14 protein-coding genes are annotated in these 16,530 nt (G+C 68.4%); 6 read left to right on the forward strand and 8 right to left on the reverse strand.

All coding sequences use genetic code 11. From position 1 onward, the window contains the following. Positions 1-20: 20 nt before the first annotated feature. Positions 21-4,277 carry a PAS domain-containing hybrid sensor histidine kinase/response regulator gene (locus PSPA7_RS04675; RefSeq protein WP_012074326.1) on the forward strand — a complete coding sequence of 1,419 codons (4,257 nt, stop codon included), beginning with the start codon at positions 21-23 and terminating at the stop codon, positions 4,275-4,277. Between the two features lie 1,152 nt (positions 4,278-5,429). On the opposite strand, the gene PSPA7_RS04685 is transcribed toward PSPA7_RS04675, so the two are convergent. Together PSPA7_RS04685 and PSPA7_RS04690 are read right to left on the reverse strand one after the other, a co-directional pair. Beyond that, on the reverse strand, positions 5,430-5,828 hold the full coding sequence (locus PSPA7_RS04685; protein ID WP_003157568.1) for a hypothetical protein: 399 nt from the start codon (positions 5,826-5,828) through the stop codon (positions 5,430-5,432). Positions 5,829-5,890: 62 nt separating this feature from the next. Beyond that, positions 5,891-7,084: a class C beta-lactamase PDC-33 gene (locus PSPA7_RS04690; protein ID WP_012074328.1), complete on the reverse strand. Its 1,194-nt coding sequence runs from the start codon at positions 7,082-7,084 to the stop codon at positions 5,891-5,893. A gap of 147 nt (positions 7,085-7,231) precedes the next feature. Between PSPA7_RS04690 and ampR the strand changes: the two genes are divergently transcribed. Beyond that, positions 7,232-8,122, forward strand: a complete 891-nt coding sequence (ampR, locus tag PSPA7_RS04695) for a LysR family transcriptional regulator AmpR (protein WP_012074329.1) — start codon at positions 7,232-7,234, stop codon at positions 8,120-8,122. A 3-nt stretch (positions 8,123-8,125) separates the two neighbouring features. On the opposite strand, the gene PSPA7_RS32370 is transcribed toward ampR, so the two are convergent. Continuing rightward, positions 8,126-8,524, reverse strand: coding sequence for a hypothetical protein (locus PSPA7_RS32370; protein ID WP_171941851.1), 399 nt, complete (start codon positions 8,522-8,524; stop codon positions 8,126-8,128). A 157-nt stretch (positions 8,525-8,681) separates the two neighbouring features. Then, positions 8,682-9,923, reverse strand: a complete 1,242-nt coding sequence (locus PSPA7_RS04705) for a cyclic di-GMP phosphodiesterase (RefSeq protein WP_033998394.1) — start codon at positions 9,921-9,923, stop codon at positions 8,682-8,684. Positions 9,924-10,261: 338 nt separating this feature from the next. Between PSPA7_RS04705 and PSPA7_RS04710 the strand changes: the two genes are divergently transcribed. The 3 genes from PSPA7_RS04710 (at position 10,262) to PSPA7_RS04720 (ending at position 12,373) form a co-directional block, all read left to right on the forward strand. Beyond that, complete coding sequence (locus tag PSPA7_RS04710) at positions 10,262-10,726, forward strand: HvfA family oxazolone/thioamide-modified RiPP metallophore (RefSeq protein WP_003157571.1); 465 nt, start codon at positions 10,262-10,264, stop codon at positions 10,724-10,726. Positions 10,727-10,800: 74 nt separating this feature from the next. Then, positions 10,801-11,631 (forward strand): HvfB family MNIO-type RiPP peptide maturase, encoded by an 831-nt coding sequence (locus PSPA7_RS04715; RefSeq protein ID WP_012074332.1) that lies wholly within the window; start codon positions 10,801-10,803, stop codon positions 11,629-11,631. After that, positions 11,624-12,373 (forward strand): HvfC family RiPP maturation protein, encoded by a 750-nt coding sequence (locus tag PSPA7_RS04720; RefSeq protein WP_012074333.1) that lies wholly within the window; start codon positions 11,624-11,626, stop codon positions 12,371-12,373. Before PSPA7_RS04715 ends, PSPA7_RS04720 begins: the two co-directional genes overlap by 8 nt. Before the next feature lie 190 nt (positions 12,374-12,563). Here the strand turns inward: PSPA7_RS04720 and PSPA7_RS04725 are convergent, their stop codons facing one another. The 4 genes from PSPA7_RS04725 to bfmR form a co-directional block, all read right to left on the reverse strand. After that, positions 12,564-13,073 (reverse strand): HvfX family Cu-binding RiPP maturation protein, encoded by a 510-nt coding sequence (locus PSPA7_RS04725; RefSeq protein ID WP_012074334.1) that lies wholly within the window; start codon positions 13,071-13,073, stop codon positions 12,564-12,566. 31 nt (positions 13,074-13,104) lie between these two features. Beyond that, positions 13,105-13,734, reverse strand: coding sequence for a ferric reductase-like transmembrane domain-containing protein (locus PSPA7_RS04730; RefSeq protein WP_012074335.1), 630 nt, complete (start codon positions 13,732-13,734; stop codon positions 13,105-13,107). Between the two features lie 128 nt (positions 13,735-13,862). After that, entirely contained in the window at positions 13,863-15,167 is a 1,305-nt protein-coding gene (locus PSPA7_RS04735) for a sensor histidine kinase (protein ID WP_012074336.1), read from the reverse strand. Continuing rightward, complete coding sequence (gene bfmR / locus PSPA7_RS04740) at positions 15,164-15,904, reverse strand: two-component system response regulator BfmR (protein WP_012074337.1); 741 nt, start codon at positions 15,902-15,904, stop codon at positions 15,164-15,166. Before bfmR ends, PSPA7_RS04735 begins: the two co-directional genes overlap by 4 nt. A 354-nt stretch (positions 15,905-16,258) precedes the next feature. Between bfmR and PSPA7_RS04745 the strand changes: the two genes are divergently transcribed. Continuing rightward, positions 16,259-16,519: a DUF2790 domain-containing protein gene (locus PSPA7_RS04745; protein WP_012074338.1), complete on the forward strand. Its 261-nt coding sequence runs from the start codon at positions 16,259-16,261 to the stop codon at positions 16,517-16,519. The last annotated feature ends 11 nt before the right edge of the window (positions 16,520-16,530 follow it).

Here is a 16,530-nt window from a genome sequence, read left to right on the forward strand (position 1 = left end):
GGCAGGGATGGACGAACCGGGTGAACGTACGACAGAGCAAGTTCAAATTGAGCCGCTGGGCCGGCGCGACGCTGCTGCTCGGCCTGCTGCTGTCCGGGCTGGGCGCCTGGGGCCTGGCGCTGGTCAACCAGCAGCAGGCGCGGGCGGCGCTGGAGCGTGAGGCTGAACTGGTGGCCGAGGCGGTGACGCGGCGCATCGAGCTTTACCAGTATGGCCTGCGTGGCGTGCGCGGGGCATTGCTGACCGCCGGCGAGGCGCACATCGACCGCGAGCTGTTCCGTCGCTACAGCCTGACCCGCGACATCGACCGCGAGTTTCCCGGCGCCCGCGGCTTCGGTTTCATCCGCCGGGTGGCGGCCGCCGACGAGGCCGGGTTCCTGGGCCAGGCGCGGGCCGATGGCCAGCCGGAGTTTCGTATCCAGCAACTGACTCCGCACGATGGCGAGCGCTACGTCATCCAGTACATCGAGCCGCTGGCGCGCAACGACCAGGCTCTGGGCCTGGACATCGCCTCGGAAACCAATCGTCGCGAGGCCGCCCGCGCCGCCCTGGAAAGCGGGCAGGTGCGCCTGACCGGGCCGATCACCCTGGTCCAGGCCAGCGGCCTGCGCCAGCAGTCGTTCCTCATCCTGATGCCGATCTACCGTAGCGGCACCACCCCGCCCGCCGGCGCCCAGCGCGAACTCGAAGGCTTCGGCTGGAGCTACGCGCCGCTGCTGACCAGCGAGGTGCTGGCCGGGCTGCCCATCGACAACGCCGCGATCCACCTGGAGCTCAGCGACGTCACCGGCGATGGCGCCGCCGTGCCGTTCTTCGTCAACGGCGCCGCGGCCCCGGGCCAGCGCCTGTTCGGCCAGGAGTTGCAGCGGGAGATATACGGCCGCCACTGGCAGATGCAGTTCAGCGCCCTGCCGTTGTTCGTCCAGCGCCTGCACCAGCCGTCCCCGCGTATCCTGTTCCTGGCCGGCGGCCTGGTCAGCCTGCTGCTGGCGGCGCTGGTCAACGCCGGAGCCCTCGGCCGCCAGCGCCGGCGGCGCGAGGCGGCGACCCAGGCGCGGCTGGCGGCGATCGTCGGCAATTCGGCGGACGGCATCATCGGCGCCGCGCTCGACGGCACCATCACCGACTGGAATCGCGGCGCCGAGGCATTGTTCGGCTACCGCGAGGAGGAGGCGGTCGGGCGGCGGGTGGTGGACCTGCTGGTGCCGCCATCGAAGGAGAGCGAGGAACTCGACATCCTCGCCCGCATCGCCCGCAACGAACAGGTGGTCAGCTTCGACACCGTGCGCCGGCACCAGGACGGCCACCTGCTCGACGTGGCGGTGACCGTCTCGCCGATCCTCGATGGGGAAGGCAGGGTGGTCGGCGCGTCGAAGACGGTGCGCGACATTTCCGCGAAGAAGGCCGCCGAGGCGCGCATCCGCGAACTCAACGCCGGTCTGGAACACCAGGTCGCCGAGCGTACCGCCGAACTGCGCCGGCTCAACGTGCTGCTCGGCAGCGTGCTGCAGGCGGCCTCCGAGGTTTCGATCATCACCCTCGACCGCGACGGCATCATCAGCGGTTTCAACCTCGGTGCCGAGCGGATGCTCGGCTACCGCGCCGAGGAAGTGGTCGGCAAGGTCTCGCCGACTCTCCTGCACAGCGAGCGGGAACTGCTCGCCCGTGGCCGCGAACTGGGCGAGCAGGGTTTCCGCGTGCTGGTGGCGCGCGCGGAGCGGGAAGGCGCCGAGACCCGCGAATGGACGTACCTGCGCAAGGACGGTTCGCCACTGAGCGTGACCCTCTCGGTCACCGTCCTGCGCGACGAGGCCGGGGCGATCAACGGCTACCTGGGTATCGCCGTCGACGTCACCGAGTGGCGCAACGCCGAGCGCGAGATGGCCGCGGCGCGCGACCAGCTGCAGATGGCCGCCGACGTGGCGCGCCTGGGCATCTGGCGCTGGACCCTGGCCGACGACAGCCTGCAGTGGAACGAGCGCATGTGCGAACTGTATGGCCAGCCGCTGGCGCTGCGCGAAGGCGGGCTGGTCTACGAGCACTGGCGCAGCCGCCTGCATCCGGAAGACCTCGAGCGCACCGAGGCCAGCCTGCGCGCGGCGGTGGAAGGGCGCGGCAACTACGACGTGATCTTCCGCGTGCTGCTGCCCGACGGCGGCATCCGCTTCATCCAGGCCGGCGCCCAGGTCGAGCGCGACGCCGACGGCACGCCGCTGCAGGTCACCGGGATCAACATCGATATCACCAGCGACCAGCAGTTGCAGGCGCGCCTGCGCGAGGCCAAGGAGCAGGCGGACGCCGCCAGCGCGGCGAAGTCTTCGTTCCTGGCCAACATGAGCCACGAGATCCGCACGCCGATGAACGCCGTGCTGGGCATGTTGCAGCTGGCCCGGCAGACCGACCTCAACGAACGCCAGCGCGATTACCTGGACAAGGCCAGCTCGGCGGCGACCTCATTGCTCGGCCTGCTCAACGACATCCTCGACTACTCGAAGATCGAGGCCGGCAAGCTGCTCCTGGAAATGCACCCGTTCGAGCTGGAGCCGCTGATGCAGGACCTCGCCGTGGTGCTCTCCGGCAACCAGGGCGACAAGGACGTGGAGGTGATCTTCGACATCGATCCCGAACTCCCCAGCGCGGTGGTCGGCGACCGCCTGCGGCTGCAGCAGATCCTCATCAACCTGGCCGGCAACGCGCTGAAGTTCACCGCCCACGGTCATGTGCTGGTCAGCCTGCGGCGGCTGGCGCACGACGCGCATCGGGTAGGCCTGCGCGTCCTGGTGGCGGATACCGGCATCGGCATCAGTGCCGAGCAGCAGCAGCGTATCTTCGAAGGGTTCACCCAGGCCGAGGCGTCCACCTCGCGGCGTTTCGGCGGCACCGGCCTCGGCCTGTTCATCTGCAAGCGCCTGGTCGACCTGATGGGCGGCCGGTTGCAGGTGGAAAGCTCGCCGGGAAGCGGCAGCCGGTTCTGGTTCGACCTGGACCTCGACGTGGCTCGCGGCGAACCGCTGCGCGCGGCCTGCCCTGGAGTCGGCGAACCTCTGCGGCTGCTGGTGGCCGACGATAACCTGATCGCCGGCGAGCTGCTCGAGCGCACGGTGGGAGCCCTCGGCTGGCGCGCCGACTGTGTCGGCAGCGGCAGCGAGGCGGTGGCGCGGGTACAGGCGGCGATGGCCGAGGGTCGTCGTTACGACGTGGTACTGATGGACTGGCGCATGCCCGACCTCGACGGCCTGAGCGCGGCGCAACTGATCCGCCAGTTGCAGGGCGACCTGCCGCCCCCGATGGTGATCATGATCACCGCCTATGGCCGCGAGGTGCTCGCCGACGCCCGCGACCACAGCGCGCCGCCCTTCGTCGACTTCCTGACCAAGCCGGTCACCCCCAAGCAACTGGCCGACTCGGTGCTGCACGCGCTGCACGGCGAACAGGGCGCCCCGGCCAATCCGCCGCCGCGCCCGCAGGAGCGCCCGCAACGCCTGCGGGGCGTACGCCTGCTGGTGGTGGAGGACAACGCGCTGAACCGTCAGGTCGCCGCCGAGCTGTTGAGCAGCGAGGGCGCCCGGGTATCCCTCGCCGATGGCGGGCTGGCGGGCGTGCAGCAGGTGCTGGAGGCCGGCGTGCCGTTCGACGCGGTGCTGATGGACATGCAGATGCCGGATATCGACGGCCTCGAGGCGACCCGGCGGATCCGCGCCGACGGCCGCTTCGCCGGGCTGCCGATCCTGGCCATGACCGCCAACGCCTCGCTGTCCGACCGCGAGGCCTGCCTGGCGGCGGGGATGGACGATCATGTGGCCAAGCCCATCGACAAGGAGCGTCTGGTGCTCTGCCTGCTCGGTCATCTCGGCCGGTCCGTCGACACGGCTGCGGTGCCGGCGCCGGCGGCGGAGACGACCGAACTGGTCGAGGCGCGTGGCGACATCGTCGGCCGCTTCGGCGGCAGCCTCGAGCTGATCGTCCAGGTGCTGCGACGCTTCGTGCCGGACATGCAGGAACTCCTCGGCCAGCTCGAACGCCAGTTGGGCGAGGGAGATATCCAGGGCTGCGCGGCGACCCTGCACACCATCAAGGGCAGTGCCGCCACCGTCGGCGCCAGCGCCCTGGCCGGTCGCGCCGGCGAGCTGGAACTGGCGCTGCGTCGCGTCGATCCGCTGGACGGCGCGGAGTGCCTGGCCGGCATCCGCCTCGACGAGCTGCGCGCCCTGCGCGATACCTGCCTGCAGCGCCTGCAGGGAATGTTCGGCGACGTGCAGGCGGAATCGGCGAGCTGAACGCCGGCGGGACCAGGCGCGGCCCCGTCGGAACGCCAGCAGCAAACGCCTCTGCGAATAGCGTCCTAAGGGTCAGCCGGGACCGTTGCAGCGACAGCGTTCGCGATTTTGGGGTTGCCTGTACGGCAGTGAATCGAGGTTTCCTGCTTTTCCCGGATCGCTGGTACTTTTCTTCGCTGCCTGCACGGCAGTGACACAGGGGGAGGATGCAGCTTCAAGCCTGAGTGTGCTTCAGGCTGGGTGATCTGGCTGCTTGTCGTGCCTGCCTCGACTTCCTGTTTCGCCCCCCCGGGCGAGTTCCTTTTGCAAGCGTCCAAAAGGAACCGAAAGACTCGCCCCAGCCGCTAGGCGACTGGCGTGCCCTCGCTCCACCGCCGCGCCGGGGGCCCGCCGCCACGGTCCGTCCTGGACCAAGGCGGCTTTCGCGGCATCACCGTCGCTCAACCCCCTCCACGACGACTCCGCTCGGCCTCCTGACGGGGCGGGTTCGCCGCCTCCACACTCCGATGTCGGGTTCGTAGGGTGAATAACCGCTTGCGGTTAACCGCCGCTTATCCGGGGTATCGGTGGATAACGCCCACGGCGTTGTTCGCCCTACATGCCCTGGAAACGCCGGACAACTCCCCCGGACATTTCCCCAGCCTCTCTCGGACGCCCAGGAATTGGAGAAAAACCCAGTAGGAGGATGATGGAGGGGTCGCCAAGACCATCTTCCAAGATGCGTTCCAGCGCCCGAAACGACACGGGCCGCAGGTGCTTGCAACACCCACGACCCGCTAACCACAACCCAGCTTAATAGGAGCTGACCCATGGCTAAGCCGAATGATACGTCCACCCCTTCCGTCACAGAACGTCCCTCCGCTTCATCCCGCTGCTGCCCGCCTCGCAGGCCAACTGGTTCCCACGCAACGCCACGCTGTACCTGGACGCCCAGGCGCCACGCGGCCAGTTGTTCGAGAGCGCGAAAGCGCGCCTGCAATCGGCGCTCAGCATCCTCGCCCCGACCCGCCTGCTCGACGAGAACGAGGAGCCCAACTAGGAAACGCCCGGCATGACGTCGCCGTGGGTGCGGCCGGGTTCACCGCCATAGCGACAACCAGGAAATCCATAGGGCTGCATCGGTGCAATGGCCCGGATCCGCTGCCGTGCCGTTCAGGCGTCGCGCAGCAGGTCGTGGGCGTTGAGCAGGGCGTAGGCGATTTCCGGGCGTTTCTCCAGGCCACGGCGGATGGCGGCGGGAATCGCCTGGCGGGTCTTGCGGCAGAGCCCCGGCTGTTCCTCGAAATGCATGCGGATGCCGCGCATGCTACGCACTTCGCCGAACGCCGGGGCGATCCGCAGGCGGATGCCCAACTGGTCTTCCATGCGCCGCAGCAGGTGCTGCAGGTCATCCAGGCTGCGCAGGACCTCCAGGCGCGCCAGCAGGCGCTGTTCTTCCTGGCGGGTCAGGAGGAGGATGCGGCGGTCCGAGCCGGGTGCCTCCAGGCGCTCGCGTTCGCAGACGCAGGCGCCGGGCGGGCAGGGCTGGCGGAGGGGCGGGGAGAGGGTCATGGCTCCATCATAGCCATGACCGGCGCTCCGTGCCGCAACGCGCCATCGTCGCGCGAGAGGGCTCAGCGCACCAGCGGTACCTTGGCCTGCTGTTCCAGGCCGCTGAGGATGGCGTAGGCGATCTTCACCCGCTCGGCATTGGGGTAGTTGCGATTGGCCAGGATCACCAGGCCGACGTCGCGTCCCGGGATGAACGCCAGGTAGGCGCCGAAACCGTTGGTGGAGCCGGTCTTGTTCAGCAGGCGCTGGCCGTCCAGGGCTTGCGGCGCCGGCAACCTGGCGACCTTGTGCGCCTGCAGCGCCATCGGCGCCGAGTTGCCCGCCTGCAGGCGCTTCAGGTCGATCGGCCAGTCGTAGGCTTCCCAGCCCAGGCCCTGGGTCATGTCGCCCACCTTGTAGTAGCCGCGATGGGTGGCGTCGAGGGCCTGCGCCCAGGGCTTCTCCAGGCGCTCGGGGTGCAGGTTGGCCTCGACGAAGCGCAGCAGGTCCGCAGCGCTGGACTTCAGCCCGTAGGCCTCGGCGTCCAGCGGACCGGGTCCGACCCGCAGCGGGCGGTCGTCCTTGCCGTAGCCCTGGGCGTACAGCCCCTGCTGCGCGGCGGGCACCCGGATAAAGGTGTGCTCCAGGCCGAGCGCCGGGAACAGCTGCCGTTCCATGCTGCGCTCGAATGGCTGGCCCAGGCTGCGCGCGGCGAGATAGCCGAACAGACCGATGCTCGGGTTGGAGTACTGGCGGTGGCTGCCCGGGGCGTAGGTCGGTTGCCACTGGCGGTAGTAGTCGCGGATCTGCGCCGGATCCTTCTGCACCGCATCGGGGAACTGTAGCGGCAGGCCGCCAGCGCTGTAGGTGCCGAGGTCGAGCAGGCTGATACCGTCGAAGCGGCTGCCCTGCAGGGCGGGCCAGTGCCGGCTGGCGCGGTCGTCGAGGCGCATCTTGTCCTGGGCCAGGGCGTAGCCGGCGAGGGTGGCGGTGAAGGTCTTGCTCACCGAGCCGATCTCGAACAGGGTCTCGGGGGTCACCTTGCGGGCGTCCTCCTTCGAGGCCACCCCATAACTGAAGTAATGCGGTTCGCCCTTGAGAGTGATGGCGACGGCCAGTCCCGGGATATCATTGGCCTTCATGACCGGTTGCACGGCGGCGTCCACCAGAGCCTTCAGGCGCTCCGCCGGCGCCTCCGTGGCGAAGGCCGATGTTGTCGCGAAGAACAGGGTGGAAGCGGCGAGGCCGCACAGGTTGAGGATTGTCGCATGGCGCATGGGGATTGGCGTCCTATGTCGTTGGCTGCAGGGAAAACCGCCCCGGGAGCGCTCCTTCGTCGGCGGGCGAGGAAAATCTAGGCTTGCGCGGCTCGTTGGGCAAACGATGAATACTCGCAGTAGCCATTAGAAAAATTTGGAGCAGACATGGTTCGACCGCACTTGCCGCTGAACGCCCTGCGGGCCTTCGAGGCTTCCGCCCGGCACCTGAGCTTCACCCGCGCGGCCATCGAGCTGTGCGTGACCCAGGCGGCGGTCAGCCACCAGGTGAAGAGTCTCGAGGAGCGTCTCGGCGTGACCCTGTTCAAGCGTCTGCCGCGCGGGCTGATGCTGACCCATGAAGGCGAAAGCCTGCTGCCGGTGCTGTGCGACTCCTTCGACCGCATCGCCGGGCTGCTGGAGCGTTTCGAGGGCGGCCACTATCGCGACGTGCTCACCGTCGGCGCGGTCGGCACCTTCACCGTCGGCTGGCTGTTGCCGCGTCTCGCGGACTTCCAGGCGCGCCATCCATTCATCGACCTGCGCCTGTCGACCCACAACAACCGTGTCGATATCGCCGCCGAGGGCCTCGACTACGCGATCCGTTTCGGCGGCGGTGCCTGGCACGGCACCGAGGCGCTGGCCCTGTTCGAGGCGCCGCTGACGGTGCTCTGCTGCGCCGAGCTGGCGACCCGGTTGCGCAGCCCCGCCGACCTGCTGCAACACACCCTGCTGCGCTCCTACCGCGCCGACGAATGGCCGCTGTGGTTCCAGGCCGCCGGCCTGCCGGCGCATGTGCCGCTGACCCGCAGCATGGTCTTCGACACCTCCCTGGCCATGCTCGAGGCGGCGCGGCAGGGTGTCGGGGTGGCCCTGGCGCCGGCGGCGATGTTCGTCCGGCAACTGGCCAGCGAAAGCATCCGGCGGCCGTTCGCCACCGAGGTGAGCACCGGCAGCTACTGGCTGACGCGCTTGCAGTCGCGGGGGGAGACCGGGGCCATGCTGGCGTTCAGGGAGTGGTTGCTGGAACAGGCTTCTGCCGAAGTCGGTAAGAGATAGCGCTTAACCAGCGTTTGGAATAGTAAGGAAGAAGCGATCTTCCTGTTCGGACTCTTTTTTGTACGCGATGGCATTTCCGAGATTGATACGGTTCCTGGCGTCGGGGTTGTGATTGGAGTCGCTGACAGCATGGCGGATATGGCGTGGCTCGTCAGCGTTGCTGGTCGGTCCGTCAAGCGTCAGCCCCAGGCTGGCGGTATACGCCCGGCGTGCCGCAACGATCTCGCTCTCCAGCATGCCTTCTTTCCCTGCCGCGGCAACGACGGCAAGTTCGCATAGGCGGCCAGCCTTCCTCGGGGAAAGCCTCAGATCGGCGCCTGCGGACCGCAGGGCAAGCAGCGCTTTGGATTGAGCACAGCCATTTTTGCTGTGCTCTTCGATGGTCTTCAGGAGCGGGCTCATATGGCCTCTTGAAGATTGTCGGCGGATCGCCAGCAGTATTGACGATGGCGCGCTTGAAGCAATCGGGAGCAGGCGATGGCTGCGGCGAAACGGCGGATAACGCTTCGCGTTATGCGTCCTACGGGAGCGGCGTCCCGGCGTCGCCGGCGGAAGGCGTCTACGGTTTCCCCGTTCCCGTGTCGAAATACGATCCGCCGCTGCCGGGCAGCCCCGTCCACAACTCATCGAGATTGCGGAAGTTCCACGCCTCCGCCGGCTCGAAACCGACGATCCGGTCGGTCTGCCCGGCCTGACCGAGGTCCACCACCTGTTGTGGGATCGGCACCTTCGAGCGGGCCGAGAAGAATACCCTGACCCGTGGCGTCAGCAGCGAGCGACCGTGTTGTTCGAGGACCACGCCGAGGCGCCCGCTTTCCAGCCGGACCAGTACGCCGACCGGGTAGATGCCCACCGCCTTGACGAAGGCGCGGAACACCTGCGGGTCGAAGTGCCCGTTCCATTCGGCCATGCGCCGGATCGCCTCGGCGGCGTTCCAGCCCTTCTTGTAGGGGCGGTCGGAGGTGAGCGCGTCGTAGACGTCGCAGACCGCGCCCATTCGCGCCAGCAGGCTGATCTGCTCTTCGGCCAGGCCGAAGGGGTAGCCGGTGCCGTCGACGCGTTCATGGTGGTGCAGGCAGACATCCACCACCAGGGCGCTGACCTGGCGGCAATCGAGCAGCATCCGCGCGCCGTTCTGCGGATGCCGGCGGACCAGGCCGAACTCCTGTTCGGTGAGCTTGCCGGGTTTGCTCAGGATCGGTTCCGGCACCGCCATCTTGCCGATGTCGTGGAGCAACCCGGCGAGCCCCGCTTCGCGCACCAGCGGCTCGGCCAGGTCGAGCTGGCGGGCGAGGGCGATCATGAGGGCGCAGACCGCCACCGAGTGCATGTAGGTGTACTCGTCCGAAGTCTTCAGCCGCACCAGGCTGACCAGGGCGTTGGGGTGGCGCAGCACCGAGGCGGAGATGTCGTCCACCAGCGCGGCGGCATGCGCGGTGTCGATGGCCTGGCCCATGCGCGCGTCGCGGAACATGCTGACCACCGCGCGCTTGGCCTTGCCACAGAGCAGGGCGGCCTGGCGGATTTCTTCCTCCAGGGCGACCCGCGCCGGCGCTGGCGCGGCCGGCATGGTCACCGGCAGCACGGCCGCCGCCGCGGCGGCTTCGGTGGGCAGGTCGAGGCCCTTGCCGACATCGATCCAGACCTCTTTCACCGCGCTTTCGCGCAGGCGTTGCAGGTCGGCCTGGTTATCGAGCAGGAAGCTGCCTCTTTTCCAGAACGGATGGTCCAGCCAGGAGCCGCACAGGCTCTGGATGAACATGCCGGGGCGAAGCTGGGTGACCGGAATGCGTTTCAGCACGATGGAGGTGATCTCGTGGCAGGCCCAGGGGGCTGTCTCCATACGGTAGCCGAGTTGCTCCGGCGGAAACGAGCGTTATCCGCCACTTCCCGGCATGGCGAGACGGCCGGTCGCGGCGTTCGCCGCGTATCGCTCTGTATCTGCGCCCAGCGCCGATACGAGCGGGGTACAAATCGATGCGCCGGGCGATACATCGCCGATACATCTTCCAGGCGAAATGGGCCCGTCCGAACCGGGACGGGCGAGTCGGCCAGACAAGGTCCCGCCGCCCGGTTCGAACCGGCGCCGAAGGCGGCGCCGCGCCTGCGGCCCGGCCGCGTTCACTGTGGAGAAGAAGCATGTCCGTTTTCGATTCGCGTCAAAAGACTTCCGCCAGCCTGCTCGGCGCCGTGCTGGTGGGGGGAATGCTGCTCGGTGGTTCGGCGTTCGCCGTCGAGCCGCTCGGGCAGGGCCTGCAACTGGCGGCGGCCAGCGCCGGCGAAGGCAAGTGTGGCGAGGGCAAGTGCGGCAGCGGCGGGGCGCAGGCCTCGGCCAAGGCTGGCGCCGAAGGCAAGTGCGGAGAGGGCAAGTGCGGTGACGCCTCGTTCGCCCGTACCGATACCGACCACGATGGCAAGGTTTCGCGCGCCGAGTTTCTCGCGGTGGCCAAGGAGCGTGCCGGCGAGTTCGACAGCATCGACACCGACCACGATGGCTTCATTTCCGAAGCCGAGGCCTACGAGCACCTGCGCAAGACCTACGAGGCCAACGGCAAGCCGATGCCCGCAGGGCTGTTCAGCAGGCTGGAACAAGGCCGGCACTGAACCTTCCCTCACCCTGGCGGCGCCCTCTCTTTCCTCCGGGAAAGCGGGGGCGTCGCCGTTTCCGGAGCGATCCCATGACCCTGATCGACAATGCCGCCGGCCTCGGCCTGAGGCGCGGCCTGCTGCCCCAACTGTTGGCGATGGAGGCTGGCGCGGTGGACTTCCTCGAATGCGCGCCGGACAACTGGATCGGCGTCGGCGGTGCCTTCGGCGCCGACCTGGAGCGCCTGGTGGAGCGCTTTCCGCTGACCTGCCACGGCCTGTCGTTGTCCCTCGGCGGTCCCGCGCCGCTGGACGGCGCCTTCCTCGGACAGACCCGGCGCTTCCTCGACCGCCACCGGGTAGCGTTGTACAGCGAGCACCTCAGCTACTGTTCCGACGATGGCCATCTCTACGACCTGTTGCCGCTGCCGTTCACCGAGGCTGCGGTGCGCCATGTCGCCGCGCGCATTCGCGAGGCGCAGGAACGGCTGGAGCGGCGCATCGCGGTGGAGAACATTTCCTACTATGCCGCGCCGTACCGGGAGATCAGCGAGATCGAGTTCGTCAACGCGGTACTCGACGAGGCCGACTGCGACCTGCTGCTGGACGTCAACAACCTGTTCGTCAACGCCTGCAACCATGGCTACGACGCCTTCGAGTTCCTCGCCCGGCTGCCGCCCGGGCGGGTCGCCGCCTACCATGTGGCGGGGCACTACGACGAGGCGCCGGACCTGAAGATCGACACTCACGGCGCCGCCGTGAAGCCCGGCGTCTGGTCCCTGCTCGGCGCCGCCTACCGGCGCTTCGGCGTGCGCCCGACCCTGCTCGAGCGGGACTTCAACTATCCGCCACTGGGCGAACTGCTGCGGGAAGTGGAGCAGATCCGCCAATGGCAACGCGAAGAGGGGCGCCGTCATGGATGAGCGCCTGCGCCAACAGCAGTTCAGCCTCGCCAGGCACCTGCGCGACCCGCTTGGCAACGCGCCGCCGCCGGGTCTCGAAGAGCGGTGCCTGCGGGTCTACCGCGAGCTGTTCTACAACGCCATCGAAGGGGTTCTCGCCAGCGGCTTCCCGCGTTTGCGCGGACTGCTTGGCGACCCGGACTGGCATGGCCGGGTGCGTGAGTTCTATCGCGAGGAGAGAAGCCATACCCCACTGTTCACCCGCATCGCAGGGGTGTTCGTCGACTACTTGCAGGCGAACGTCGGGGCCGACCAGGCCTGGCAGGCGGAGCTGGCCCATTTCGAGTGGAGCGAGACGCGCCTCTATCTGGCCGAGCCGGACGACCCGCCGCACCGGCCTGATGGCGAGCTGCTGGACGAGGTGCCGCTGTTGTCGAGCCTGGCGTTGCCGCTCGGCTATCGCTGGGCGGTGCATGACCTCGACGCGGATCCTGGCGAACCGGCAGCGGCACCGACTCTGCTGCTGATGCGTCGCGACTCCTCGCATCGCGTGCACACCGCGCGCCTGACCCCGCTGGCCTATCGCCTGCTGGTGTCACTGGCGAGCCGGCGCCTGAGCGGGCGCGAGCATCTGGCGGCGCTGGCGCTCGAAGCGGGGCGCGCGCCCGGAACCTTCGACGCGGCGGGGCTGGCGTTGCTGGAAGAGTTGCGGACCCAGGGTATCGTGCTCGGAACCCTGGATCGCGATCCGGCGGGCGAATGACGACGCTGCCCTGGCGCAGGGCGTATGTCCGCCTGCGGTTATCCGCCGTGGCGGGTCCGGTGCATCGGCGGATAGCGCCGTCGGCGCTATTCGCCCTACGCGGTGCGCGGGTTGGCCCTGGCTGGCTGTCCCGACGAAGAAAAACCCCGGAGGCGATCGCCTTCCGGGGTTTTTCGTGGCTGGCCGATTCCTAGCGGGACAGGCCCAGGCGTCGCCCGAGCCAATGGTCGAGGCTCAGCTTCCCCGCTCCCGCCAACAGCAGCGGCAGCAGTGCCGCCAGGTAGATCGCCGGGAGCTTGAAATTGCCGAAGCCGTGGTCGGTGATCGAGTAACCGCGGGCCAGTTCCGCCAGGCTCGACCACTCGGCCGGCCAGTGTACGGCGGCGGTCGCCACCAGGGTGACGACGATCAGCACCAGGGCGCTCAGGCGGGTACCGAGGCCGAGCAGGAGCAACAGCGCGCCGAGCAGTTCGGCCCACATCGACAGTTCCCAGTTGAGGACGGCGGGCAGGCGGTCGAAGGGGAACGGGAAGGCCGACTGGATGTCGCCGAACCAGTTCTCGCCGTTCCACTTTTCCCAGCCGGACTCGAAGAACTCCCAGGCCAGGAACAATCGCAGGGACAGGTCGGCGCACCAGCCGCCGCAGCGGTCGAGCAGGACGAAGGGGAGGCGCCAGGCGCGCAGGTCGGATGCTTGCATGATCGATGTCTCGTAGAAGGGGCTGGATGGGTCAGGCAGGCTGGGCGTCGCGACGACGCAGGCGCACGGCGAGCTTGGCGGTGAGCTTGAGGACGATGGCGGAGAAGATCGTGGCGAATGCCAGCGCGTACCAGCCGCCCATGGGGATGCGCTTGAAGAACGACAGGCAGAAGATCCCCGCCAGCACCCAGGTGCCGGTCGAGTGCAGGGCTTTCCAGGCGCGTGGGCCGAGCAGGCGGGCCGGGGCGCGGAAGGAGGTGAGGGTGAGCAGGAGGATGAACAGGTAGCCGATCGAGCCGGGGATGTTCGCTGTCACCGAACGGCCATTCCAGAAGGTATCCGGGTACAGTTTCCAGTAGGCCAGGATCAGCAGCGCATGGACCGCGTGGGAAAAGGCAAAGGCCAGGCCCAGGTAGCGACGTTCGCGAAGCAGCGCGCGGGTACCCGGTCCGGGCACCAGGATCGCCAGCGAAGACGCGAGGAAGGCGGCGAGAAACAGCGCGAAGGAACTGCGCGCGGTGGCGCGGATGGCGCTGCGCAGGCCTTCCACCGCCTGCGGCTGGAGGGCCAGGACGAGGGCGGTCATGGCGAGCACGGCGATAGCGAGGACGGCGAACAGGCGCCAGCCGTGCCAGGGGGATTGCAGGGATCGGGTGGTCATGGTGGGGCTCCTGGTGGCGGGAGCGGCTCGGCGATGTGCCGCCGCTTCCCGTGGCCAGGAGTGTTGCAAGCGGGTTTATCCGCAGTGTGTCCGCCGCGGGCGGTTATGTATCGCTCTGTACCAGCGTCTCAGGCGTCCAGTTCGATGCGCGCGCAGAGCCCTCCAGCAGGGCGGTTGGCCAGGCTCAGGCGAGCGCCGATGGCCAGGGTCAGTTGCTGGGCGATGGCCAGGCCGAGACCGGTGCCGCCGGTGTCGCGGTTGCGCGAGTTCTCCACCCGGTAGAAGGGCTTGAGCACCTCGTCGAGTTCCCCGGGGGGAATCCCGGGGCCATTGTCCAGCACCTGGATTCGCGTGCCGCCATCGGCGCGGCGCTCCACTTCCAGGCGCGCGGCGCCGGCGAACTTCAGCGCGTTGTCGATCAGGTTCACCAGCACCCGGCGCAGGGCGTGCGGACGGGTGTCGATCACCGCTGCGGTGCGACCGTCGAGCTGCACCTGCTTGCCGCTGTCCTGGTAATCGAACACCAGGCTGTCGAGGAAGGCATCGAGATCGACCCGGCAACTGGCCTCGGCGCTGCCATGCATGCTGCGGGCGTAGGCCACGCCTTCGCGGACCAGGTGCTGCATTTCTTCGAGATCGTTCCAGAGCTTGTCCCTGTCGCTGGAAGCGTCCATGAACTCGACGCGCAGCTTCATCCGTGTGATCGGCGTCTGCAGGTCGTGGGAAATCGCCGCCAGCAGTTGCATGCGTTCCTTGAGGTGTTCGGCGATGCGCACCTGCATGGCGTTGAAAGCCGCCGCAGCGTGCGCCACTTCGCGTGGGCCGGTTTCCGCGAGCGGTTGTGCGGGACGATTCGGATCGAGGTGTTCCACGGCCTTCACCAGCCGGGTCAGCGGGCCGATGGCGGTGCGCACCGCGAGTCCGGTGCAGAGCAGCAGGAGGGCCAGTTGCACCAGCAGCACCAGCGGCAGCCAGCCGGACAGCGGTACCGGCGCCGGCGTGACATCGATGGTCAGCGGGCTGCCGTCGCGCAGGCTCAGGCGGACCTGGAAGTGCGGTCGGCTGTCGGTCACCGTCTGCAGGGCCAGGGGGTATTGCCCGTCGAGGGCGCGCTCGATGGAGTGCGCGGCGACCGGCGCGTCGGCCAGTGCCAGCGGCTGGCCGGGCTCGCCGGCGTCGAGGCGGTAGCGGTAGGTGCGTCGCTCCAGGCGCGGCAGCCAGGCCTGGCGCTCGGCGGGCGTCAGGCGGTCGAGCATGGCCACCGAGATCGCCACGTCCTGTTCGAGGCTGTCGAGCATCATGTGCTTCGCGGTCTGGTAGCGCTCGTAGAACTGCGAGGCGAAGGACAGTCCGTAGGCCAGCACCAGCCCGGCGAAGAGAATGAGCGCCAGGCGCGCGGCGAGGCTGCGCGGACGCGGCACGGCAAGCTTCATGGATGGGCCTCGAGCAGTCGTACCGGTAGCGAGAACACATAGCCTTCGCTGCGCACGGTCTTGATGTACTCCGGCTCGCGGGCGTCGTCGCCGAGTCGTTGGCGCAGACGGCTGACCAGCAGGTCGATGGAGCGATCGAAGATGTCCGCCTCGCGGCCCTGGGTCAGGTTGAGCAACTGGTCGCGGCTGAGCACCCGCTGCGGGTGGTCGAGGAATACCCGCAGCAGACGGTACTCGGCGCCGCTGAGGGCGACCACGGTGCCCGCGCCGTCGAGCAGGTGGCGCGCGCTGGTATCCAGCTGCCACTGGCCGAAGCCGATCAGGCGGCTGCTTTCGGTCACGGTCAGGTTCGGCGGCAGCATCCGCGTGCGCCGCAGCACGGCGTTGATCCGCGCGAGCAGCTCGCGGGCGGAGAAGGGCTTGGTCAGGTAGTCGTCGGCACCCATCTCCAGGCCGATGATGCGGTCGGTCTCGTCGTTGCGCGCGGTGAGCATCAGCACCGGCGTGGCCTTGTGCTTGCCGACGCGCAGCTCGCGACAGAGCAGCAGGCCGTCGTCGCCGGGCATCATGATGTCGAGGACGATCAGGTCCACCGTGTTGGCTTCGAGGAACGCGCGCATCTGCCGGCCATCGGCGACGATGGTGGTGCGCAGGCCGTTCTTCTTCAGGTAATTGCCTACCAGCTCGCGAATCTCGCGGTCATCGTCGACGATCAGGACGTGATCGACATGCTCCATTGCCCGGCTCCCGTGGCGGTTGGTGTGATTGCAAGCAGTGTATCCGCGCTCGCGGCGCTTGCCTGCCGGGGTTTGTATTGCACTGTATCCGGTACCGGGGCGAATACCGGGGCGTGCAAAAAAACCGGCTGTCACTGCCGCGAGCGGGACGCTGGCAGCTGGCGGTGCGCGTGTTCGTCGCGTGGCCGTGGGCGTGGCGAATGTACGTGCGTGTATCGGTCGGCGGCGGCGATACAGCGACTGACGAACCGGGCGTTCCGGTGACACATGCGGGACAACTCCCTGGCCTGGAATAGGCATCGACGAAGGCACGTCGCCTTCCACCGATGCGGACCTGCCGCCAGGAGAACCACCATGACTCGCACCCTGCTCGCCACCACCCTGTTCGCCGCCCTGGCGGCTCCCGCGTTCGCCGCCCAGCCCGCCGCGCCGGTGGCGACCGAAAGCTACCACTACGGCATGCCGCTGGATGTGCGCAAGGTCGTGGCGACCCAGGAACAGGCGTCGACCACCTGCGAGATCGTCGATGCGCGGATGGACTACCTCGATTCCTCCGGCAAGCTGCACTCGCTGGCCTACCGCAAGTACGCCAGTGCCTGCAGCCAGGGCGGCTAGCCAGGCGTGGG

This window comes from Pseudomonas paraeruginosa PA7, assembly GCF_000017205.1.
Taxonomy (GTDB): Bacteria; Pseudomonadota; Gammaproteobacteria; order Pseudomonadales; family Pseudomonadaceae; genus Pseudomonas; species Pseudomonas paraeruginosa.